Origin of the sequence: Agrobacterium sp. MS2 (assembly GCF_003261015.1) — a bacterium.
Taxonomy (GTDB): domain Bacteria; phylum Pseudomonadota; class Alphaproteobacteria; order Rhizobiales; family Rhizobiaceae; genus Agrobacterium; species Agrobacterium pusense.
Window position 1 is genome coordinate 1 of sequence record NZ_QLNF01000014.1, and the last position, 22964, is coordinate 22964.

At 58.9% G+C, this 22964-nt stretch carries 20 protein-coding genes, 1 pseudogene and 1 riboswitch; of the genes and pseudogenes, 12 read left to right on the forward strand and 9 right to left on the reverse strand.

Features of this window, described 5'->3' with window-relative positions:
- The first annotated feature begins 241 nt into the window (after positions 1–241).
- The 5 genes from DOU54_RS08145 (at position 242) to DOU54_RS08165 (ending at position 7994) form a co-directional block, all read left to right on the forward strand.
- Complete coding sequence (locus tag DOU54_RS08145) at positions 242–1192, forward strand: phosphoribosylaminoimidazolesuccinocarboxamide synthase (protein ID WP_004443593.1); 951 nt, start codon at positions 242–244, stop codon at positions 1190–1192.
- A 2-nt stretch (positions 1193–1194) separates the two neighbouring features.
- Positions 1195–1854 carry a TetR/AcrR family transcriptional regulator gene (locus tag DOU54_RS08150; protein WP_006699120.1) on the forward strand — a complete coding sequence of 220 codons (660 nt, stop codon included), beginning with the start codon at positions 1195–1197 and terminating at the stop codon, positions 1852–1854.
- A 198-nt stretch (positions 1855–2052) separates the two neighbouring features.
- The gene (locus DOU54_RS08155; RefSeq protein WP_113731050.1) at positions 2053–3255 is read left to right on the forward strand and encodes an efflux RND transporter periplasmic adaptor subunit; all 1203 of its coding nucleotides are present in this window, start codon (positions 2053–2055) and stop codon (positions 3253–3255) included.
- 54 nt (positions 3256–3309) lie between these two features.
- A complete protein-coding gene (locus DOU54_RS08160; protein ID WP_004443603.1) occupies positions 3310–6399 on the forward strand; it encodes an efflux RND transporter permease subunit in 3090 nt (1029 codons plus the stop codon).
- A 149-nt stretch (positions 6400–6548) separates the two neighbouring features.
- Positions 6549–7994, forward strand: a complete 1446-nt coding sequence (locus DOU54_RS08165; RefSeq protein WP_022556884.1) for an efflux transporter outer membrane subunit — start codon at positions 6549–6551, stop codon at positions 7992–7994.
- Positions 7995–8110: 116 nt separating this feature from the next.
- On the opposite strand, the gene efp is transcribed toward DOU54_RS08165, so the two are convergent.
- A complete protein-coding gene (efp, locus tag DOU54_RS08170; RefSeq protein ID WP_004443607.1) occupies positions 8111–8680 on the reverse strand; it encodes an elongation factor P in 570 nt (189 codons plus the stop codon).
- A 253-nt stretch (positions 8681–8933) separates the two neighbouring features.
- Here efp and epmA point away from each other — a divergent pair, with 253 nt between their 5' ends.
- The 3 genes from epmA (at position 8934) to DOU54_RS08185 (ending at position 11630) form a co-directional block, all read left to right on the forward strand.
- Positions 8934–9998, forward strand: a complete 1065-nt coding sequence (gene epmA / locus DOU54_RS08175; RefSeq protein WP_035210220.1) for an EF-P lysine aminoacylase EpmA — start codon at positions 8934–8936, stop codon at positions 9996–9998.
- Entirely contained in the window at positions 9995–11059 is a 1065-nt protein-coding gene (locus DOU54_RS08180; RefSeq protein WP_113382079.1) for a lysine-2,3-aminomutase-like protein, read from the forward strand. Before epmA ends, DOU54_RS08180 begins: the two co-directional genes overlap by 4 nt.
- A 379-nt stretch (positions 11060–11438) precedes the next feature.
- Positions 11439–11630, forward strand: coding sequence for a hypothetical protein (locus DOU54_RS08185; RefSeq protein WP_003492264.1), 192 nt, complete (start codon positions 11439–11441; stop codon positions 11628–11630).
- 275 nt (positions 11631–11905) lie between these two features.
- Here DOU54_RS08185 and DOU54_RS08190 read toward each other — a convergent pair whose 3' ends face one another.
- A complete protein-coding gene (locus tag DOU54_RS08190; RefSeq protein ID WP_003521320.1) occupies positions 11906–12142 on the reverse strand; it encodes an Lrp/AsnC ligand binding domain-containing protein in 237 nt (78 codons plus the stop codon).
- Between the two features lie 101 nt (positions 12143–12243).
- Positions 12244–13170: a LysR family transcriptional regulator gene (locus DOU54_RS08195; protein ID WP_004443617.1), complete on the reverse strand. Its 927-nt coding sequence runs from the start codon at positions 13168–13170 to the stop codon at positions 12244–12246.
- 129 nt (positions 13171–13299) lie between these two features.
- On the opposite strand from DOU54_RS08195, the gene DOU54_RS08200 reads away from it, so the two are divergent.
- From DOU54_RS08200 to modC, 4 genes are all read left to right on the forward strand, one after another.
- The gene (locus tag DOU54_RS08200; RefSeq protein ID WP_004443619.1) at positions 13300–14583 is read left to right on the forward strand and encodes an NAD(P)/FAD-dependent oxidoreductase; all 1284 of its coding nucleotides are present in this window, start codon (positions 13300–13302) and stop codon (positions 14581–14583) included.
- 307 nt (positions 14584–14890) lie between these two features.
- The gene (gene modA, locus DOU54_RS08205) at positions 14891–15682 is read left to right on the forward strand and encodes a molybdate ABC transporter substrate-binding protein (RefSeq protein ID WP_004443622.1); all 792 of its coding nucleotides are present in this window, start codon (positions 14891–14893) and stop codon (positions 15680–15682) included.
- Positions 15683–15729: 47 nt separating this feature from the next.
- On the forward strand, positions 15730–16437 hold the full coding sequence (modB, locus tag DOU54_RS08210; protein ID WP_113382078.1) for a molybdate ABC transporter permease subunit: 708 nt from the start codon (positions 15730–15732) through the stop codon (positions 16435–16437).
- Entirely contained in the window at positions 16434–17510 is a 1077-nt protein-coding gene (gene modC, locus DOU54_RS08215) for a molybdenum ABC transporter ATP-binding protein (RefSeq protein ID WP_113382077.1), read from the forward strand. Before modB ends, modC begins: the two co-directional genes overlap by 4 nt.
- On the opposite strand, the gene DOU54_RS08220 is transcribed toward modC, so the two are convergent.
- From DOU54_RS08220 to thiC, 6 genes and pseudogenes are all read right to left on the reverse strand, one after another.
- Positions 17494–17874, reverse strand: coding sequence for a winged helix-turn-helix domain-containing protein (locus DOU54_RS08220; protein ID WP_004443629.1), 381 nt, complete (start codon positions 17872–17874; stop codon positions 17494–17496). The genes modC and DOU54_RS08220 overlap by 17 nt on opposite strands.
- Positions 17875–17877: 3 nt before the next feature.
- Entirely contained in the window at positions 17878–18882 is a 1005-nt protein-coding gene (locus DOU54_RS08225; RefSeq protein ID WP_113382076.1) for a P1 family peptidase, read from the reverse strand.
- Positions 18883–18970: 88 nt separating this feature from the next.
- Positions 18971–19744, reverse strand: coding sequence for a thiazole synthase (locus DOU54_RS08230; RefSeq protein ID WP_113382075.1), 774 nt, complete (start codon positions 19742–19744; stop codon positions 18971–18973).
- Positions 19745–19747: 3 nt separating this feature from the next.
- Complete coding sequence (gene thiS, locus DOU54_RS08235; RefSeq protein ID WP_004443639.1) at positions 19748–19945, reverse strand: sulfur carrier protein ThiS; 198 nt, start codon at positions 19943–19945, stop codon at positions 19748–19750.
- Positions 19914–20916: pseudogene (thiO, locus tag DOU54_RS08240) on the reverse strand (glycine oxidase ThiO). The gene thiS and the pseudogene thiO overlap by 32 nt, the downstream one beginning before the upstream one ends.
- A gap of 1 nt (position 20917) precedes the next feature.
- Positions 20918–22741 (reverse strand): phosphomethylpyrimidine synthase ThiC, encoded by a 1824-nt coding sequence (gene thiC / locus DOU54_RS08245; protein WP_113382073.1) that lies wholly within the window; start codon positions 22739–22741, stop codon positions 20918–20920.
- A gap of 94 nt (positions 22742–22835) precedes the next feature.
- Positions 22836–22947, reverse strand: a riboswitch (TPP riboswitch).
- Positions 22948–22964 lie beyond the last annotated feature (17 nt).

The following is a 22964-nucleotide window of genomic DNA, read 5'->3' on the forward strand; positions in this document are numbered from 1 at the left end:
TTCAGTGAGCGGACTTATAAATCCATCACCTCAAACAAGTCAACACACCTACCGTCAAAAAACTGACATTTTTGGTAAGTTGTTGTTTTAGAATGATAGTTTCCAGAACCGGCTAAAATACCGGCCTTTGTCGGCCGATAACATGGCGTCTGGTCCTGTTTCGGGAAACATGTAATAGGATCGAGCAGGAATTTAGACCGATCAGGGCGTTTGGCGTCCTAAAGACAGAATTGGAGAGCCCGTGCGCATTCTCGATGAAGCCGTCATTCCCGAGCTGCCGAATTACTACCGTGGCAAGGTGCGGGAAAATTACGACCTGCCCGACGGCAATCGCATCATCATATCCACCGATCGTCTCAGCGCCTTTGATCGTATTCTCACCTGCATACCTTATAAGGGGCAGGTTCTGACACAGACGGCCCGCTACTGGTTCGAGCTGACGAAGGACATCTGCCCCAATCATGTGCTCGAATATCCCGACCCCAATGTCGTCATCGGCAAGCGGCTCGAAATACTGCCGGTTGAAGTGGTCGTTCGCGGTTATCTGGCCGGCACGACAGGCACCTCGATCCTCACCCTTTATAAGAAGGGCGAACGGCAGATGTACGGTATGAGTCTGCCGGATGGGATGAAGGACAACCAGGTCCTGCCCGAACCGGTGATCACACCCACCAGCAAAGCCTTTGATGGCGGCCATGATGAACCTTTGACGCCTTCGGAGATCGTAGAGAAGAAACTCCTGACGCAGGAGCAATGGAACGTGCTTTCCCATTATGCGCTGGCACTGTTCAAGCGCGGGCAGGAGATTGCCGCCAGACAGGGCCTCATTCTCGTTGACACGAAATACGAATTCGGAACGGATGAAAACGGGACGATCATTCTGGCCGACGAGATACACACACCGGACAGCAGCCGCTACTGGATGGCTGACAGCTATGAGGAAAGCTTTCGAAACGGCACAAGGCCGGCAAGCTTCGACAAGGACTTTGTCAGAGCCTGGGTTGCCGAACGCTGCGACCCCTATAAGGACGACGTACCAGAAATTCCGCAGGACCTCGTCTTGCAAACCTCGAAAGTCTATATTGATGCTTACGAACGCATCACCGGACAGAGCTTCGTTCCCGACGATAGCGGCGAGACGCCGCTTGCAAGAGTACGCCGGAATCTGGAGCGGTTCTTCCCCGGAGTCTGACTGTGAACAAAATGATCGAACAGGCGAGAAAGGCCGACAGGAAGGGTGACCGTCCTGTCAGACGCCGGCCCCGCCGTTCCGCCGAGGAAACCCGGCGGGACATTCTCGCCAAGGCGGAAGAGCTTTTCCGGGAGCGCGGTTTCAATGCCGTTGCGATTGCCGATATCGCCGCGGCGCTCGGCATGTCTCCCGCCAATGTCTTCAAGAACTTCAGCTCGAAGAACGCGCTTGTCGACGCCCTTGGCTTCGAACAGATCGGCGCTTTCGAACGCCAGATCTGTCCGCTCGACAAAAGCCATGCGCCGCTTTCCAGATTGCGTCATCTGGCGCGCAACCTGATGGAGCAACACCATCAGGATCTCAATAAGAACCCCTATGTCTTCGAAATGATCCTGATGACCGCCAAGCAGGACATGAAGTGCGGAGACTATTACAAGTCTGTCATCGTGAAGCTGCTCGGCGAGATCATTCAGGATGGGATCGAAGCCGGAATCTATACCGCCACGGATGTTTCTCCTCTGGCGGAAACCGTGCTCCATGCGCTGACCAGCGTCATTCATCCCGTCCTTATTGCGCGGGAAGATATCGGCAATTTGGCAACACGTTGCGATCAACTCGTCGATTTAGTCGATGCGGGATTGCGCAATCCGCTTGCTAAGTGACGATTCCCAATTTACGTCACCTTCTCGCAGTTGCTTGCGAAGCGCAAAAGCCTGCGCTTCTATGCGCATGCGGTCCGGATAGAATACGCGAATCGGGTCCCTTCCAAGGCCTTCGCCTGTCGTATCTGTCTCCGGACGCGCATCCGCCGAGCGACATTGCGCTTATAGTTGAATGCGATCGATACGCAGGGAAGAACAATGAGCCGACGTATTTTACTCCTACTTGCTTCTCTGTGTGTGACCGCGATTCTGGCGGGCTGCAGCGATGGCGGCGAAAGCAGCCAGAACGCCGCCCAGGGCGCAGCGCGTCCGCCGTCTCCGGTCAGCGTCATTTTGATGAAGACCAGCGAATATCCGTTGACCACTGTTCTGCCCGGCCGCGCCAGCGCGTTCCAGACGGCTGAAATCCGGCCGCGGGTCACCGGCATCATCCGTGAAATTCCCTTCAAGGAAGGCAGCGAGGTGAAGCAGGGCGACGTTCTCTACCAGATCGAAGACAATACCTATCTGGCGGAAGTGGCGCAGGCCAAGGCAAACGTGGCGAAGGCGGAAGCGAGTGTCCCGAGCGCGGAGGCCAACCTTGCCCGGTACGAACGGCTGGTTAACAGCGGTGCCACCCAGATCGAATATGAAAACGCCAAGGTGACGCTGCTGCAGGCGCAGGCCGATGTGGCCCAGACCAAGGCGGCGCTGGAAACGGCGGAGATCAATCTCGATCTCACGAAGGTCCGTGCACCCTTCGACGGCATTACCAGCGCAACGGCCTTCAGCATCGGCAACGTGGTGACCGCGAACCAGACGACCGCTTTGACGACGCTTCGTCGCATCGATCCGATTTACATCGACCTGATGGAATCCAGCACCAATCTCCTGCGTCTGAAAAAGGCGATATCGTCCGGTCAGCTTGGTGGCGACACGAAAGAGACCGGCATTCATCTTACACTGGAAGATGGCACCGAATATAAGCATGACGGCAAGATCGACATGTCTGACATGGCGGTGAGCGAAACGACAGGCACCTTCTCCATCCGCGCCCTCTTCGATAATCCGGACGATCTCCTGCTTCCCGGCACCTATGTTCGCGCCACGCTGACCATCGGCAAGGAAAAGGGCTTCCGTATCCCGCAGCGCGCGGCGAGCCGAAACGCCAATGGCGAGCTGACGGCAAAATTCGTGACAGCGGAAAACAAGGTGGAAACCCGCACCTTCCCTTCCAGCCAGCAGTCGGGCAACGCCTGGCTGGTGACGGAAAACGTCAAGGATGGCGACAAGCTCATCGTCGACGGCTTCCAGTGGATCGCGGACGGCGCAACCGTGGCGCCGGTGGAAGTGACCATTGACGATCGGGGTATCGTCGTTGTGCCGCAGCAGGCTCAGCCTGCCGCCGCGCCTTCGAAATAAGCATGAGCGCGAGACCTCCGGTCGAAGCTCGTAAAAGGTAAGGCAAGGACTGCCATGGCCCATTTCTTCATCAGGCGCCCTGTTTTTGCATGGGTTATCGCCATCGTCATCATGCTGGGCGGCGCCCTTGCGATCTGGACTCTCTCCATTTCGCAATATCCCGACATTGCACCGACAACGGTCCGCGTCAGCGCGACCTACAATGGCGCCAGCGCCGAGACCGTGGAAAAATCGGTGACAACCATCATCGAGGACGGCATGACCGGCCTCGATGACCTCACCTATATGACCTCGTCGTCCTCGACCGGCAGTTCCGAAGTGACGCTGACATTCGGTAACAGCATCCTGCCTGACATCGCGCAGGTTCAGGTGCAGAACAAGCTGCAGCTTGTCCAGTCGCAATTGCCCGATACCGTGCAGCAGCGGGGTATCCAGGTCAGCCGCTCGACATCGAGCATTCTGATGGTTGGTGCACTGATCTCCACCGACGGCAAGCGCAATTCGGCCGATCTCGGCGACGTCTTCTCCTCGCGTGTCGAAGACCAGATCAAGCGCCTGGAAGGCGTGGGCAGCATCAATGTCTTCGGCTCCGAATATGCGATGCGTATCTGGCTGGATCCCTTCAAGCTCAACAAATACCAGCTGACCACCGCAGACGTTACCGGTGCCATCGAAAGCCAGAACACCCAGGTTTCGGTCGGTTCGCTCGGTGCCGTTCCCGCCGTCAAGGGTCAGCAGCTCAACGTGACGGTGACGGCGCAGAGCCAGCTCACCACTGTCGCCGACTTCGAATCGGTCATCCTGAAAGTCGAAAAGGATGGCGCAACCGTCCGCCTCAGCGATGTTGCCCGTATTGAAATCGGCCAGGAAACCTATGGCGGCGATTCCCGCTCCAATGGCCGTCCTTCGGCCGGTTTCGCCGTCAACCTTGCCACGGGTGCCAACGCGCTCGACACGGCGGCGCGTGTAAAAGCTGCCCTGACCAACGTCGAAGGTTCGCTGCCTGAAGGCGTCGCGATCGAATATCCCTATGACACGACGCCGTTCGTGAAACTGTCGATCGAAAAGGTGGTGCATACGCTGATCGAGGCGATCATCCTCGTCTTCGTCGTGCTTCTGGTGTTCCTGCAGAACCTCAGAGCCACCTTTATTCCGATGATCGCCGTGCCGGTCGTGCTTCTCGGCACCTTCGGCGTTCTCGCGCTCACCGGGTATTCCATCAATACGCTCACCATGTTCGCCATGGTTCTGGCCATCGGTCTGCTCGTTGATGACGCCATCGTCGTTGTCGAAAACGTCGAACGAATCATGTCGGAGGAGGGTTTGTCGCCGGTCGAGGCCACCGAGAAGTCGATGGGTGAGATCACCGGAGCCATCATCGGTATCGCGCTTGTGCTCACCGCCGTGTTCATTCCGATGGCCTTCTTCGGCGGATCGACGGGCATCATCTACCGCCAGTTCTCGATCACCATCGTTTCGGCCATGCTGCTTTCGGCCGTAGTCGCCATCGTGCTGACGCCGGCGCTCTGCGCCACCATGCTGAAGCCGATCGACCATCACAAGAAGCAGCGCGGGCCGGGCGCGTGGTTCAACCGCGGCTTCGGCAAGACGACGGACGGCTACGTGTCCTCCATCGGTTATCTGCTGAAACGGCCCCTGCGCGTCATGATCATCTTCGCAATCGTCATCGGCGGCTGCGTCTGGTTCTTCAGCAAGCTCCCCAGCTCGTTCCTGCCGCAGGAAGACCAGGGCGTGCTCCTGACCATCATCCAGACGCCGACCGGTTCGAATATCGAGCGAACCAATGAGGTGGTGAAGCAGGTTGAAAACTACTTCCGCGAAAAGGAAGCCGCCAATGTCGAATCGGTTTTCGGCGTTCTCGGCTTCAGCTTCAGTGGTTCGGGCCAGAACAACGCCATCGTCTTCACCAAACTCAAGGATTTCGCCGAGCGAACGGCTCCCGACCAGCACGCGGGCGCCATCGTCCAGCGCGCCATGGGCACCTTCTTCGGTTTCCGCGATGCCCAGGTCTTCCCGCTTCTGCCGCCGGCCATTCAGGGCATGGGTACATCGAGCGGCTTCTCGATGTATCTCGTGGATAGCGGCCGCAACGGCACCGATGCCCTGACCGCTTCGTCCAAGGAACTGATTGCGCTTGCCACCGGCAATCCGAAGATCAGCTCGCTTCGAAGCGACAGCCAGGACAACGAAACCCAGATGAAGATCATCCTCGATCAGGAGAAGATGGGGGCAATGGGTGTCGATCTTTCCTCTGTCAATCTGATGCTGTCGACGATCTTCGCCGGCCGTGACGTCAATGACTTCACCCTCAACGGTGAACTCAAGCCCGTCTATGTCCAGGGCGACGCGCCTTACCGCATGCAGCCGGACGATCTCAAGTTCTGGTATGCCCGCAACACCAGCGGCGAGATGGTGCCATTCTCCTCCTTCAGCGAGGTGAAATGGATCAACGCTCCTCCGTCTCTGGCGCGCTTTAACGGCACGGGCGCCATCTCGCTCGAAGGCACTGCCGGCGCCGGCGTAGCCTCCGGTGATGCCATGGACGAGATGGAACGGCTGACGGCGAGCCTGCCGGGCGGTTACACGGTCGCGTGGCAGGGCATCTCCTATCAGGAACGCCTTTCCGGCTCACAGGCGCCGATGCTCTATGCGCTCTCGGTGCTGATCGTGTTCCTTTGCCTTGCCGCCCTTTATGAAAGCTGGTCCATCCCCTTCTCGGTCATCATGGCCGTGCCGGTGGGTGTCCTCGGCGCCTTGGCCGCGGCGCATTTCTTCGGCCAGTCGAACGACGTCTACTTCAAGGTGGGCCTGCTGACGACCATCGGCCTCGCGGCAAAGAATGCGATCCTGATCGTCGAATTCGCCAAGGAGAGACAGGAGCATGGGCTGAGTCTCATGGAAGCGACACTGGAGGCCGCGAAGCTACGCCTGCGGCCGATCATCATGACATCGCTGGCCTTCATCCTCGGTGTTGTGCCTCTCGCAATCGCAACCGGTGCGGGTTCAGCCGCCCAAAATGCAATCGGGATTGGAGTGTTGGGTGGTATGCTTTCTGCAACACTGCTCGGAATTTTCTTCGTTCCGTCCTTTTTCGTCATCATTCGTCGCCTTTCAAGGCGTTAACAAAACAAAAATGGGCTGTGCCAACCGTTAATACGCTGCTAGAAATGTTGCCGATTTGGCAATTGCACGTTTCTACGGCAGATCGACCGCGCAGCCCATTTTTCACCAAGCCGCGCTCGGTAAGCCAACCAGAGAATTGGGAAAATTATATGCTGTCTATTCGCGCTACTCTTCCCCTGACAATGCTGCTGCTCTCAGGCTGCGTTGTCGGACCCGACCACAAGACACCGGAAATCCAATTGCCGGGAAAGTTTGCGGAAGCCGGAAAAACCAGTAACGGCGACATCAGCACCGTTGCGTGGTGGACAGCCTTCAATGACAGCCGCCTGAACGGTTACGTTGCTACCGGCCTGAAGCAGAACCTGACGGTGATGCAGGCCATAGAGCGTATCAACCAGGCTGAAGCCAACGTGATTTCAGCCGGCGCAGGCGGCCTGCCCAGCCTGACCGCCAATGGCAGCCACACGACCAGCGAAACGAAGGGCAGCTACCGCGACGTTCCTGTCACCAACGTCTCTTCCGGCAGCCTCAGCGTTTCCTGGCTGCTCGATCTCTTCGGCCGCTACCGTCGCGCCACGGAAAGCGCCAATGCATCGCTCGATGCGGCTTATTCAAGCGTCGACGTTCAGCGCCTGACGCTGATTTCCTCGGTTGCCTCGGCTTACATCGACGTACGCTATTATCAGGAGCGTCTGGCGATCGCCCGCCATAACCTGGCTTCCCGCCGTGAAACACTGGATCTGACCAAGCTTCAGCTTGAAGCCGGTGCGGCTTCGCGACTCGACGTTGTCCAGTCCGAAGGTCTGGTCAACTCCACCCTGTCCGACATACCGGGCCTCGAAACCAACTTCCGCAAGGCGGCGCACCGCATCGCCACGCTGCTCGGCCTGCCAGCTTCGTCGCTGATCGCCGAGTTGCAGAAGGGCGCGCGTCAGCCCGTGGCCCGCAGTGTGCCACGCACCGGCATTCCGGCAGATCTCATTCGCAATCGTCCGGATATCCGCGTCGCCGAGCGTGAACTTGCGGCAGCCGTGGCAAAGATCGGCGTTGCCGAATCGCAGCTTTATCCGAGCATTGAACTCGGCGGCGCCATCACCCCGAGCTACAACTTCGTCAGCGGCGGCAACAGAGGTACGGCAAACAGCTGGTCCTTCGGCCCGAGCCTTGTTCTTCCGATCCTCGATGGCGGCAGCATCCGCGCCAATATCGACCTCGCCAACTCGCAGGCGCGCGAAGAATATCTCGCATGGAAGCAAACGGTCCTCAACGCCGTCGAAGAGGTTGAAAACGCCCTTGCCGCAGTCAATCGCGACCAGCGCACCGCCGACGCATTGCGCAAGACGGTCGCTTCCTACCAGGAAGCGTTGCAGCTCTCGACCGCCAGCTACCGCGACGGTGCCTCTTCGCTGCTCGACGTTCTCGATGCGCAGCGTCAGGTGTCAGCCGCACAGGCAAGCCTTGCCACGGCGATCCAGCAGACCGCGCAGGACTATGTGTCGCTGAACGTGGCGCTGGGCGGCGGTTATGCCTTTGGCCAGACGACCGCGCCGAAGAAACCGGCAGGCCCGACCGTCACGGCGGCCAAGGGCATGTAATCAACAGCCCGAAAAGACAAAAAAGCCCGCGTCTCGACGCGGGCTTTTTGTTATTCGCGGCATGGAATAAAAAAAGCACCGGGAACCGGTGCTTTTTGTCTACTCGATTGCCAGGATCAGTTCTTGGCGCGTTCGACGTAGGAATTGTCTTCCGTCGCGATGACCACGCGAATGCCGGCATCGATATGCGGCGGCACCATGGTGCGGATGCCGTTGGAAAGAATGGCGGGCTTGTAAGAAGAAGACGCCGTCTGGCCTTTTACGACCGGCTCGGTTTCCGTGATCTCAAGCGTGACGTGGCGCGGCAGTTCGACAGCCAGCGGATTGCCTTCGTGGATGGAAAGAACGCAGGTCATGCCTTCCTGAAGATAGGCCTTCTGGTCACCCATCGTCTCCGCATCCACCACGACCTGATCGTAATTCTCAGGGTTCATGAAGTGGAAGCCTTCGCCATCTTCATAGAGAAACTGGAAGTTCAGGTCTTCAACAAAAGCACGCTCGACCTGCTCGGTGGTGCGCCAGCGCTCGGAGACCTTCACGCCATCGACGATGCGGCGCATGTCCACCTGCGTGACCGGCGTGCCCTTGCCGGGATGAAAGTTCTGCGCGGTGAGAACGACGTAAAGCTTGCCGTCCACGTCGAGAACATTGCCCTTGCGGACGGATGAGGCGATAACCTTGACCATATGACTTCCTTGTAACTCGATGAAATGCGTCGTAAAGGACTGCGCGGCAGCACCAGCCCCGGCAGACGTTTTGTCTTTTTTCTGGGGCGCAACTACCTTAAATCCGCACGGATTGCCAGCCTTCTACAGCAATTCGCGGAAGAGTACCTAGCGGTTTTCGCCCCGGAACCGCTTTAAATAACGCAACCAGGTGTTTTGCAGCCTGTTTATCCGCAATCCGGGGCGGGACAGAAGACGGAAACGAAAAAAAACGATGCGCGCAAGCAACGAAACAATGTCGCCATGGTGGACGCCCGACGTCCATGCCGACCGTCGCGCCTTCCTGCTTGGCCGCAACGCCGTCCAGTCGGCCTTTCGCGGCTATTTTGCCCGCGCCGATTTTCTGGAGGTCGATACCGCCACCCTGCAGATCTCGCCAGGCAACGAGGCACATCTCCACGCATTTGCCACTGAAGGCGTGACGCCGGGCGGCGACGCCGTGCCGCTTTATCTTCACACGTCTCCGGAATTCGCCTGCAAGAAGCTGCTTGCCGCGGGTGAAAAACGCATCTCCTGTTTCGCCCATGTCTACAGGAACCGGGAGCGGGGCCCGCTGCACCACCCCGAATTCACCATGCTGGAATGGTATCGCGCAGGCGAAACCTATGAGAGCCTAATGAAGGACAGCGCCACTCTTCTCGCTCTCGCGGCCGAAACCACGGGTACGAAACATTTTTCCTATCGCGGGCGCAGCGTTGATCCCTTTCTCGAGCCCGAACGCCTGAGTGTCGCTGAGGCCTTCGAACGCTATGCCGGAATCGACCTTCTGGCCACAATCAGCGGAGACGGCGAGACCGACAGCCGGCACCTTGCCGCAAGCCTCGCCAGTGCCGGCATCCGGGTGGCCGAGGATGATACCTGGGCGGATATGTTCAGCCGTGTCATCGTCGAACGGGTCGAGCCGGAACTTGGCTTCGGACGCGCGACAATTCTCGATGAATATCCGACAAGCGAAGCAGCCCTCGCCCGCAGATCCCCGAGGGATGCACGCGTGGCGGAACGTTTTGAGCTTTATGCCTGCGGCGTGGAACTTGCCAATGCCTTCGGTGAATTGACCGACGCTGCCGAGCAGAGGCGGCGTTTTGAAACGGAGATGGCGGAAAAGCAGCGTGTCTATGGCGAGACTTATCCGCTGGACGAGGATTTTCTGGCTGCGCTCGCCATCATGCCGCCGGCAAGCGGCATAGCCCTGGGTTTCGACCGGCTGGTGATGCTGGCCACAGGCGCACCCCGCATCGATCTCGTCATGTGGGCCCCGGTTGCGGAATACGGACGATGACAGGCTCTGAGACCATCAAGACACCGGGGGCACTGCTGGAAGCAGGGCTGATCGAAGCCGGCGCACTCGACAGCCTGCGGCCGGTCACGCAGCGTTACGCACTGGCTATCACGCCAGCGGTTGCCGAACTGATCGACATCGGCGATCCGAACGATCCCATCGCCCGGCAGTTCGTGCCGGATGCGGCCGAGCTTATCCATCTTGCCGAAGAGCGGGAGGATCCGATAGGCGATGACGCCCATAGCCCCGTGCATGGCATCGTTCACCGTTATCCGGACCGGGTTCTTTTAAAGGCGGTGCATATATGCCCCGTTTATTGCCGTTTCTGTTTTCGCCGTGAAATGGTCGGGCCGCAGGGTAATGGCATGATGAGCCCGCAGCAGCTGGACGCCGCATTCGACTATATAAAGGCGGACCCGGCGATCTGGGAGGTCATCCTCACCGGCGGCGATCCACTGGTGCTCTCCCCGCGGCGACTTTTCGATCTGATGCAACGACTGAAAGACATATCGCATGTGAAGATCGTCCGCTTCCACACCCGCGTGCCCGTAGTCGATCCCGATCGCATCGATGAAGCGATGATCGACGCGCTGAAATCCAGCGGCAAGACGACTTATGTTGCCCTGCATGCGAATCACGCGCGGGAACTCGGCGACGCCGCAAGACTAGCCTCGGCACGCCTCATTGATGCGGGGATCGCCATGGTCAGCCAGACCGTGCTTTTAAAAGGTGTCAACGACGATCCGGCGATTCTTGCCGAACTGATGCGGGCATTCGTCGAGACCCGTATCAAGCCCTATTATCTTCACCACCCCGATCTGGCGCCCGGCACCAGCCACTTCCGCCTGTCGATAGAAGAAGGGCAGCGAATCGTGTCTGCCCTGCGTGGACGCATCTCCGGTCTCTGCCAGCCGACCTATGTTCTCGACATACCCGGCGGCCACGGCAAGGCGCCCATTGGCGGAAATGCGGCCGAAAAGACCCGGGACGGCCGTTTTTCGATATCTGACTTCAGCGGAAACGATCATATTTATCCGCCGCAGCCATCCGGACACGATTAAAAAAAGCTAAAAAAGCCCGTTGCGCCGGGCCTTTTGAAGCCGGCCCCAAGCGGAAACAAAAATTTCACAATTCCGCCCCTCTCCTGTCATCATAAAGAAAAATATTCTACCTATAACAATCAGCATTGATTTTAGTGCTGGTCTGGATTATCAGTGTGGAACTGGAGAACGAGTCTCCTGATTCCGGATCAACACCAATACAGGGAGTGTGTCATGTCAAAATACAATCGCATCAACGCAATCCTTGGTCTTGAATCCTGGAATGCTGGATTTAAATCCACGTGTTCCCGCTGCTGTCGAATGTGACTTAACAGTCTCAATTTCCTGAAAATCAGTTCGACAACATGCTGTGAGAAGTAGCCACAGCGGGAGTTTATCTATGCAGAAGCAAGTTATTGAATTCGCCGGCGAGCCCGTCGGCATCGTCATCCCGGACAACGACCGGCTGAAGTTTATTGCGGTGAAGTTCCACGTTCACGATCTGGACGAGCAGAAGTTCGACAGTGCGGACGATGTGCGGATCGCGATTCGCGACCTCGTGCGTAATCGGAACCTGGCCGCGGTAGCCTGATGCGCGAAAGCCATCGCCCGCTTACAAAACCGTCAAAACGAAAGCGCGCCCCATATCGGACCCGACATTGTGGGCCGGCGGCGCGCTTTTCCTTTGGCTGACAGTCCTGCCTGCAAGACACCGCCTTCCACTTTAATAGGTCTGCCTATGCAGGTTTTTGCGAAATTCGCAAACGCGCCTAAGCCTCCCACATTTCCTTGTTCCGACAAGGAGCTGAGCTGGCAGGCTCCCGGGACGGGCAGAATGAGAGGCCGTCGCAGACTCTCAAATTGTTATCAGAAGGCCGTAAAGGTCAGCGTTGTCAGCGAACGAACGATGCCCGGAATATTGACGATGTTCTGATTGATGAATTTGCCGATATCCTCTTCCTGCGGAAGATAGATTTTCAGCAGAAGATCATATTCACCGCTGGTGGAATAAAGTTCGGACACCAGTTCGGTTTTATAGATGGCGTCGGCGACATCATAGGTCTTGCCGGGCTCGCATTGAAGCTGAACAAAAATGGGCTTCACGGACATCTCCCGTATTGAAACTTTCAAGGCACGGCTCTGCGCCACGCATCACGGCGCACTATTGGCTGAGCCGCATCGTTCTTGCAAGACCGCGCAAGGGTTTAAGCGGAAAACTCGCCGGCCTCGACGCCGGTTCCACCTCCTGCCTCGGAAACGATCCAGCGCCGAAAGCTTTCAAGCGGCGCGTAACCGGCGCGATCCGGCATGCAGGCGAGATAATACGCCTCCTCGCTTTCCGCCTCGCCGGCAACGGCCGCGACAAGTCGGCCGCTTCGCAACTCCTCTTCGATCATGAAAGCAGGAATGAGCGACACACCGAGACCGGCGCTCGCCGCTTCGGCGATGGTGGTGAACTGATCGAAAAGCATGCCGTGTACATTGTCGAATACCACGCCGTGACTGCGAAACCATTGCTCCCAGGCATCGGGTCGGGTTGTCATGTGGAGTAGCGGCACATGAAGCAGATCATCAGGCGTTGAAAATCGGTGTCGCGTTTTGAAAGCGGGGCTGCATACGGCAACGATCTTTTCGTGCATCAGGAAAACAAGTTCGGTACCCGGCCAGTGCGGCAAGCCGAAATGAATCGCCGCATCGACCGTATCAGTCTTGAAATCGAAAAGCGAAGACCGCGTCAGAAGATTGACGGAAATACCCGGGTGGCGTGCGATAAAAGCGGGTAGGCGCGGCACGAGCCAGCGTGTGCCGAAGCTTGGCAGCACCCCGAGATTGAGCGTGCCGCCATCCGGATTGGCGCGCAGATTGAGGGAAGCCGTCGATATGCGCCGCAGGGCTTCGCGTATTTCCCGGCCATAACCCTCCCCTGCCCTTGTCAACCGGATCGTCTGTCGCTCGCGAAGGAACAGCGCCGCCCCGAGCTGTTCTTCGAGGGCCAGGATTTGCCGGCTGACGGCACCCTGGGTCAGGCCGAGCTCCCGCGCAGCTGCGGTAACGCTGCCGGTGCGCGAAGCGGCTTCGAATGCCGCGAGTAGCGAAAGCGACGGCAAAAAACGGCGAGGCGGCAGAACCATATTCCCTCATGGAATGAACTCTTGACGATATGTCGATATTCAACAGGCGGCGAGGCTTGTAAAGTCTTATAAACAAGGGCTTGTCACTCATACGAAAACCAAATGAACTCGCCCGGACATGGTGGAACGATGTATAATGACCCCCGCTCGCACGGCCTCTGGGAAAAGACCGCGCCGCAGCCACCCGCAACCGCTGCGTTAAAAGGCTCCGTGGCTGCCGATGTCGTTATCGTCGGTGGCGGTTTCACCGGGCAATCTGCGGCGCTCCACCTCGCCGAACGGGACATAAATGTCGCCCTGCTCGAAGCCAGGAAAATCGGCTTCGGCGGCGCGGGGCGCAATGTCGGCCTTGTCAATGGCGGCATGTGGGTCATGCCGAAGGAATTGCCTGGCGTGCTGGGCGAAACTTACGGCGAGCGGCTTCTCGGCCTTCTGGGCAATGCGCCACTTCTCGTGCGAGACCTGGTGGAAAAACACGCAATTCCCTGCGAGATCGAAAAAAACGGAACGCTGCATTGCGCAGTTGGTGAAAAAGGGCTCCGTGAAATCCGCGAACGCTGCGAACAATGGGCCGAAAGGGGCGCGCCCGTTCGTGTTCTCGATGCAGAGGAAACGGCCAGACGCACGGGCACGACAGCCTATTCCGGCGCACTTCTGGATACCCGCGCAGGCACAATTCAGCCGCTCGCCTATGTTCGCGGTCTCGCCGCCGCCGCGCAGAAGGCGGGCGCACGGCTGTATACGGATAGCCCCGTGGTAGCCACCGAACGCAACGGTGGACAATGGGTCGTGAAGACGCCAAACGGATCGGTAACTGCCAAATGGATCGTGGTGGCGACCGAAGCCTACAGCACGGGACCGTGGCAGGTCGTTCGCGATGAACAGATTTATCTGCCCTATTTCAACTTCGCGACCAGACCTCTCGGCGACAATCTGCAAAAAAGCATCCTCCCCGGCCGCGAGGGCTGCTGGGACACGAAGGAAATTCTCTCATCCTTCCGCATGGACAAGGCTGGCCGGCTGGTCTTCGGCAGTGTCGGGGCGCTGCGCGGCACGGGTGCCGCCATTCACCGCGCCTGGGCGAAACGGTCGTTGAAGCGGCTTTTTCCGCAGCTTGGGGATACCGAGTTCGAGTGTGAATGGTACGGCCAGATCGGTATGACCGACAATGCCGTGCCCCGCTTTCACAAATTCGCCGAAAATGTCGTCGGCTTTTCAGGCTATAATGGCCGCGGCATCGCACCGGGCACGGCCTTCGGCAAAGTCATTGCACAGCATGTTCTCGGTGAGATAACCGAAGCGGAATTGCCTTTGCCTTTAACGGAACCAAAAGCGCAGCCCTTCAGGGCTCTGAAGGAAGCCTATTACGAAGCAGGTGCACAGATAGCCCATTTCGCCGGCGAGCGTTTTTGATCCGACTTACGGTCCGACAGAAACATTGGGCCCGATATCTGATTACGACCTTTGCCGTTTCTTGTGTGCTTGCCATCCCCCACAGCTGTCACGGCGTTTCAGTCAGCCCAAATCTTCGGTCTGAAAAGACACTCCCGTGGCGCAGACGCTCATCCCATGCATTCCTGTTGCAAGCAGAGAACTGAGGTTGGAAGCCCCCCAACCCCGGGAATTTTGTCATCCTTCGATATATCCTTGAAAATATAATGAATGCGCGATAGGCCTATCGATATATTCATATGAATATCTCGTACCGGGGCATCACACCATGAGACTTTTGCGTCGCAGCTTCTTCAAAACCATCGCCACAGTGACGTCCTTCTGGCTGGCGGCCTCCTTTGCAGCCGTTCCGGCCCATGCCGCCGAAAAAGTCACGGTGTTTGCCGCAGCCAGCATGAAAAACGCACTGGACGGCATCAACGCCGAGTGGGCGAAGGAAAGCGGTAATGAAGCGGCGGCTTCTTATGCCGCAAGTTCAGCGCTCGCCAAGCAGATCGAGCAGGGCGCACCAGCGGATATCTTTATTTCCGCCGACCTTGCATGGATGGATCATGTCGCTGAAAAGAAGCTGATCAACGCTGACAGCCGCTCCAATCTTCTAGGCAACCGCATCGTTCTCGTCGCTCCCGCCGACAAGGCCAAGCCGGTCGAGATCAAGCAGGGCTTTGATCTTGGGGCTCTGGTAGGTGACGGCCGCCTGGCCATGGGCGCGGTGGATTCCGTACCCGCCGGCAAATACGGCAAGGCCGCGCTGGAAAAACTCGGCGTCTGGTCGTCGGTCGAACAAAAGGTCGCCGGCGCGGAAAGCGTGCGTGCCGCCCTGCTGCTCGTCTCGCGCGGAGAGGCGCCCTATGGCATCGTCTACCAAACCGATGCGGCTGCCGATCCCGGTGTGAAGATCGTCGGCACGTTCCCTGGAGACAGCCATCCGCCGATCATCTATCCCGTGGCCATTCTTTCGGAGGCAAAATCGCCGGCGGCAAAAGCCTATCTGAATTTCCTGAAGTCCGAAAAGGCAACGCCCTTCTTCGAAAAACAGGGCTTCACGGTCTTGAAATAAACTGCTTTCCCTGGCCCAGGGGCCGCAAGAGATGACGGTTACGGGATATGGCGTTGCATTGGTGGACACTCAGCCCTGAAGAATGGACGGCGATCAGGCTCAGCCTGTGGGTGTCCTCCGTTGCCATGCTCGCCAGCCTGCCGCTCGGCATTCTCATCGCCTTGGCGTTGGCGCGCGGCCGCTTCTGGGGCAAGTCTCTCCTCAACGGCATCGTCCACCTGCCGCTTATCCTGCCGCCCGTCGTAACCGGTTTTCTGCTGCTGGTTCTCTTCGGCCGCCGGGGCGCGATCGGACAATTTCTCGACAGCTGGTTCGGCATCGTCTTCTCCTTCCGGTGGACGGGAGCAGCTCTCGCATGCGCTGTTATGGCCTTTCCGCTGATGGTGCGCTCCATCCGCCTTTCCATCGAAGCGGTGGATCGCAAGCTGGAAGAGGCGGCGGGAACATTGGGGGCCAATCCGCTCTGGGTGTTCCTCACCGTTACCCTGCCACTGACCCTGCCCGGCATCATCGCCGGCATGATTCTCGCTTTCGCCAAGGCCATGGGCGAATTTGGCGCGACCATCACTTTCGTTTCAAACATTCCGGGCGAAACGCAGACATTGTCCGCCGCCATCTACACCTTCACGCAGGTCCCGGGCGGCGACGCCGGTGCGCTGCGGCTTACAATCGTTTCGGTTACGATTTCCATGCTCGCTCTGCTCGTCTCGGAATTGCTGGCCCGCGTAATCGGCAAACGGATGAGCATGGAATGACGCTTTCGGTTTCCATCCGCCACCGTCTTGGCGCCTTCGAACTTGACGCGTCATTCACGTCCGAAGGCGGAGTGACCGCGCTTTTCGGGCGCTCGGGCTCCGGCAAAACCTCAATGATACGCATCATCGCCGGCCTCCTGCGACCGGATGATGGACAAGTTTCACTTGATGGCAAAGTGCTGACCGACAGCGAAAAACGACTGTTTCTGCCGGCGCACAAACGCCATTTCGGTTATGTCTTTCAGGAAGCGCGGCTCTTCCCGCATCTCAGCGTCGCCCAAAACCTGAACTATGGCAGGTGGTTCACTGCGAATAAAACCACGGGCACGGATGGGGACCATATCGTCGACATGCTCGGCATTGGCCATCTTCTGCACCGACGCCCGAACAAACTTTCCGGCGGCGAAAAGCAACGTGTGGCTATCGGCCGCGCCCTGCTTTCTTCACCCAGATTGCTGCTGATGGACGAGCCGCTCGCCTCGCTGGACGAACAGCGGAAAGCGGAGATCATTCCATATCTCGAACGGCTGCGGGACGAGACGAAAATCCCTGTTGTCTATGTCAGCCACTCGATCCACGAGGTCGCCCGTCTGGCCGATCGCATCATTGTTATGAAGGACGGAACGGTGGAAACGCAGGGAAAAGCCGCCGAGGTGCTGGCAGGACCCGATTTCAGCACCCATCTCGAAAGGCGCGAGGCGGGCAGCATTCTTTCCGGGCGCATTGAAAGCTTCGACGAGCGGCATGGGCTTGCCGCCGTAAAGCTAAAAACCATGCTGCTTCACGTTCCGGCAAAAAGCGAAATATGCGGCAGCCCGGTGCGCGTGCTCATACCCGCACGCGATGTAATGCTTGCAACCGTAAAACCTGAAGGCTTGAGCGCGCTCAACATTTTCAACGGCCGTGTCGCAAACGTTTCCGTGAGCGAAGACGCCATGGTCACGGTTCAGGTGGATTGCGGCGGTGACATCATCCAGTCGCGCATCACAGACCTCTCTCGCGAAAGGTTGCAGCTGGAACCCGGAAAACCGGTGCATGCAATCATAAAGTCAGCGGCTATCGATCCCTATTGAGAGCAGCGTCAGGATTGCGGTTGGCCTCCAGCCAGTCGATATCCTGATGTAGGGCTTCGTTCATCCGCATTTGCATGTCGCGATAACGCGCCAGCAATTCGGTGCCGAAGACGGTCAGCGCCGCCCCGCCGCCCTGTTTGCCGCCGCGCTGCGATTCGATAACCGGTTGTCGAAACATATGGTTCAGCGCATCCACCAACAGCCACGCGCGGCGATATGACATGTCCATCGCCCGCCCGGCGGCGGAGATCGAGCCGGTCTCGACAATCAGTTCCATCAATTCGATCTTGCCGTGGCCGAGGCGTTGTCCGGGCGGAAAATCAATGCGAAGGACAGGTTTCAGTGGCGGAAGAGCCTCACTCATCGGTTAAAGGCTCCGTCCATGAAGATCGCGATAGGCCTTTTGCGCTCCATCCACCGGAAAGGCCGTCGCCTCATAGACGCCACGCGCCACGGCCCGCGCCATCACAATGGTGGCAAGATGGCAAAGTTCGGCGAAATGAACGCCGCCCTCAAGCGGCTTCTCGCCCGTCGCGGCCGCGAACATGGTGTCACCGTCACTCGGCAAATGGGCGGGCAGAACGGCGCGGGCCAACCCGTCATGCGCCATAATGGAAAGGCGATGTGCCTGCGCTTTCGTGAGTGCGGCATCCGTCACCACCGTACCGATGGTCGTTGCCGTGAGATTGACCCCCTTGAGGCGCAAGGCGGTATTTTCAGGCTCAAACCGTTGCGGAAACCCGCTTCCGCCAAACTCATCCGCCACCTCAAACGGAGCAGACCAGAAATGCCGGCTCGCACCGAGGGTTGCCGAGCCAAGCGCATTGACGGCGACAATAGCCGCCACTTTATATCCGCCGGAACTGACAGCACTTGCCGACCCCAACCCTCCCTTGAAGGTCGCGGTCGTTGCTCCCGTCCCGGCACCGACCGTGCCGAGTTCGAAAGGCGCCGCACGCGCCGCCTTGAAAGCCGCATATCCCATGTCGCGATAGGGCGAATGCAAACCCCAGTCCTTGTCGCCGCCATTCAGAAGATCCATGAGGATCGCCTGCGGCACGATGGGTACGCGGGTGGAACCGACCTGAAGGCCGCGGCCGATCTCGCGCAGCCCGGCCTGAACGCCGCCTGCCGCATCAAGCCCAAAGGCCGAGCCGCCCGACAGCACTAAGGCATCCACGGTTTCAACCGTCATCGCCGGGTCGAGCAGGCCCGTGTCACGCCCGCCAGGCGCACCGCCCAGAACAGAACCTGAGGCAATGGCGGGCTTTTCAAAAACAATCGCCGTAACACCGGAGCCAAGGGAAAGATCGGTAACACTGCCGACCGAAACGCCGTCTATGTCAGTCAGAAGATTGGTGAGTGCCGCCATGCCTTTTCCCTTTTCTCCCGGTATCCCGCCACCATCAGGCACTGTCAACGCAAAACGTGACACGCCTGAGGTCGGCGACGAGCCGCGATCAGGAAAAAACCGCAGTCCCGATCACGGGCGTCGAGGGAACGGCCATGTCCCGCGGCTCCAGCGGTCCGGAAATATATGCCTGATGGCCGGCTTCTATCGCCAGAGCAAAAGCTTCGGCCATGCCGGCCGGGTCTCCCGCCCCCGCCACCGCCGTGTTGAGCAGAACGGCATCGTATCCAAGCTCCATTACGGTGACTGCATGCGACGGGCGGCCGATACCGGCATCAACAATCAAAGGTATGTCGGGGAAACGCGCCCGCATGGATTTCAGCGCCACCAGATTGAGCGGTCCCATGGCGCTACCAATCGGTGCGCACCACGGCATCAAAACCTTGCAGCCCGCCTCCAGCAGCTTCTCGGCGACGACCAGATCGTCGGTCGTATAGGGAAAGACCTCAAAACCATCGTCGCAGAGGATTTTCGCGGCTTCCACAAGCGCAAAGACATCGGGCTGCAGCGTATCGTGATGGCCGATGACCTCCAGCTTGATCCAGTTGGTGCGAAACACCTCGCGCGCCATCTTTGCCGTCAGCACAGCTTCCTTGGCGGTGTGGCAGCCAGCCGTATTCGGCAGGACGTTTCGATCCAGTTCGCGGATCAGTTCGAAAAACTGCCCGCCTTTCCTGCCGCCCGCCGTTTCCCGGCGCAGCGAAATCGTCAGAATATCCGTGTTGCTGGCCCGGACCGCATTCTCGAGCACGGCGGGGGATGGGTACCGCGCCGTGCCAAGGAGAAGACGGGACGAGACCTCACGGCCATAAAGCATCAGCATGGCTCAGCCTCCCTGCATCGGCGAGAGAATTTCGACGCGGTCAAAATCCTTCAGTTGATAATCGGCGCGCTCTTCCGAGTGCACGAGTTCGCCATTCACCGCCGTCGCCAGCCAATCGCCTTCGTATTCGAGGCTGGCAAGCAGGCCGGCCAGCGTCTCGGCGGCGAGATCAAGCTCGTCGCCATTGACAAGAAGTTTCATGATCCTGTTCCTTCTGAGAGAGTTTGGCGAATGATGTCAGCCGCGTGCCGCGCCATGGCCGGAGAAAGCAGAAAGCCGTGCCGGTGCGCGCCGTTGATGAAAATGGTCCGGCAGTCCTGCATGACCCTGGGGAGATTGTCGGGATAAGCAGGACGCACACCCGTGCCGGATTCGATGATCCGAGCTTCCGCAAAAGCCGGATGCACGGCATAGGCGGCATTCAGGAACTCCATCATCGAACGGACGGAAATGGCCCCGGCATCCTCCGTCTCGATCATCGTCGCGCCCACCATGAAGCGTCCAGACTCGCGCGGGACGATGTAAAGCGGAATGCGCGGATGCAACAGCCGGACGGGACGGGAGAGGGATAGCTCCGAGGTAGCGAGGTAGAGCATCTCTCCCCGCACGCCGCGTAGGTTGGAAATTTCTCCCACTGCCGCAGCTCCGGTGCAGTCCACCGCCCGGTCGAACAATCGTTCATCGACAGGGATGCCCATGTGGAACCGCACACCCATGGTAGAAAGCCGCTCATGCAGCGATTTCAGCGCGAGACGCGGATCGAGATGCCCCTCGCCCGGGAAATAAAGCCCGGAGCGGAAGCGACCCGCAAGATCGGGCTCCAGAGCGGCGATCTCGCCCTCATCCACCCAGCGATAACCGGTGGTCCGCGATGCGAAACGCGTAAGCTCTGCCCTGTCGCGTACTGGCGCGACGACCAGCGTGCCATTGCGAACCACAAGGCCGGGAGTTGCCTCGTCCCACCAGTCAAGCGCCACCATGCCAAGCGTCAGGACCGCTTCCTCCGCATTTTCGCGCTCACACCAGGGCGCCAGCATGCCGCCGGCATAAAACGACGCTCCACGAGAAGGCTCGGCATTGCGCTCCGACACCTCGACAACAACGCCCCTCCGCGCCAGTTCGAAGGCCGCCGTCAAACCGGCGACCCCCGTTCCCTTGACAAGGACGTGCATTTTATTCGGCATTCGCAGGCGTCGGAAGCGGCATGTAAAGCTCACCGCCTTCCTTGAAGCGCGCGGCCATGGCCTCAAGCCCCTCCTTCTGCGCCTCGGCGCGGATGTCGTGGGAAATCCGCATCGAGCAGAATTTCGGTCCGCACATGGAGCAGAAATGCGCAACCTTGTGCGCCTCCTTCGGCAGCGTCTCGTCATGGAAGGACCGAGCCGTATCGGGATCGAGCGACAGGTTGAACTGATCCTCCCAGCGGAACTCGAACCTTGCACGTGACAACGCGTCGTCCCGCACTTGCGCGGCCGGATGCCCCTTGGCGAGATCGGCGGCGTGAGCGGCGATCTTGTAGGTAATGACACCCACCTTCACGTCATTACGATCCGGCAGACCGAGGTGTTCCTTCGGCGTAACGTAGCAGAGCATGGCGGTCCCGAACCAGCCGATCATTGCAGCACCAATGCCAGACGTGATGTGGTCGTAACCGGGCGCAATGTCCGTGGTCAGCGGCCCAAGCGTATAGAAGGGCGCTTCGCCGCAGGTCTTCAACTGCTTGTCCATATTCTCCTTGATCTTGTGCATCGGCACGTGGCCGGGGCCTTCGATCATCACCTGGCAATCCTTTGCCCAGGCGATCTGCGTCAACTCGCCCAGCGTTTCCAGCTCCGCAAACTGCGCCGCATCATTGGCGTCAGCGATCGAGCCGGGACGCAGGCCATCGCCCAGCGAGAAGGAGACGTCGTAAGCGCGGCAGATGTCGCAAATCTCGTCGAAATGCTCATAGAGGAAACTTTCCTTGTGGTGATGCAGACACCACTTGGCCATGATCGAGCCGCCGCGTGAGACGATGCCGGTGACGCGGTTGACGGTGAGCGGGATGTAATGCAGCCTGACGCCGGCATGGATGGTGAAATAATCCACACCCTGCTCCGCCTGCTCGATCAGCGTATCGCGGAACACTTCCCAATTGAGGTCTTCGGCAATGCCATTGACCTTCTCCAGCGCCTGATAAAGCGGCACCGTGCCGATCGGCACCGGCGAATTGCGGATGATCCATTCGCGGATATTGTGGATGTTGCGGCCAGTCGACAGGTCCATGACGGTATCTGCACCCCAGCGGATGGCCCAAACCATCTTCTCAACCTCTTCCGCCATGGAGGAGGTGACGGCGGAATTGCCGATATTGGCATTGATCTTGACGAGAAAATTGCGGCCGATGATCATCGGCTCAAGTTCAGGGTGGTTGATATTGGCTGGAATGATGGCGCGGCCCGACGCCACTTCCTGACGCACAAATTCCGCCGTGACATAATCAGGAATATGCGCGCCGAAACTCTCACCGTCACGCACGAGCTTCTCCTTCGCTGCCTCGCGCCCGAGATTTTCGCGAATGGCGATGAATTCCATTTCCGGCGTGATAATGCCGGCCCTAGCATAGGCAAGTTGCGTCACTGCCTTGCCCGCCGTCGCTTTCAGCGGCTGATGACGCACGCCAAATTCAGGCGTCAGGCGCTCACCGGTGGCGAAACCATTATCTTCCGGTTTGACGTGCCGTCCCTCGTAAGCCTCGACATCACCGCGCGCGACGATCCAGTCATGACGCAGACGCGGCAGACCTTTTTCGATCAGGACCGGATGGTTGGGGTCGGTATAGGGACCTGAGGAATCATAAACCGTGACCGGCGGCTCGCCCGCCGTCGGGTGCACTGCGATCTCGCGCATCGGTACGCGGATATGCGGATGCAAAACGCCCGGCTTATGGATTTTCGTGGAGGCGGCATGCGGGCCGGTTGTAACGACGAGCGGTATAGTCTTGGCAGCGATATTCATCTTGAGGCTCCAAAGTTTAACAGTGGAGACCCAGTTCGAGCCGGAATGATGGAAAATACCTGTGTGCCGAAACGCGGCGCCATGCGCCGCCCGACATCAGGTCTTTGCACCGTCCCTACGCCAGTATGAACTGGATCAGGTTCAACGGGTCACTGCGCATGAAAGCAGAATCTCAGCCCCTTGACGGGACACCCCTGGTGAATGGCCCCAGCAAAAAACACCC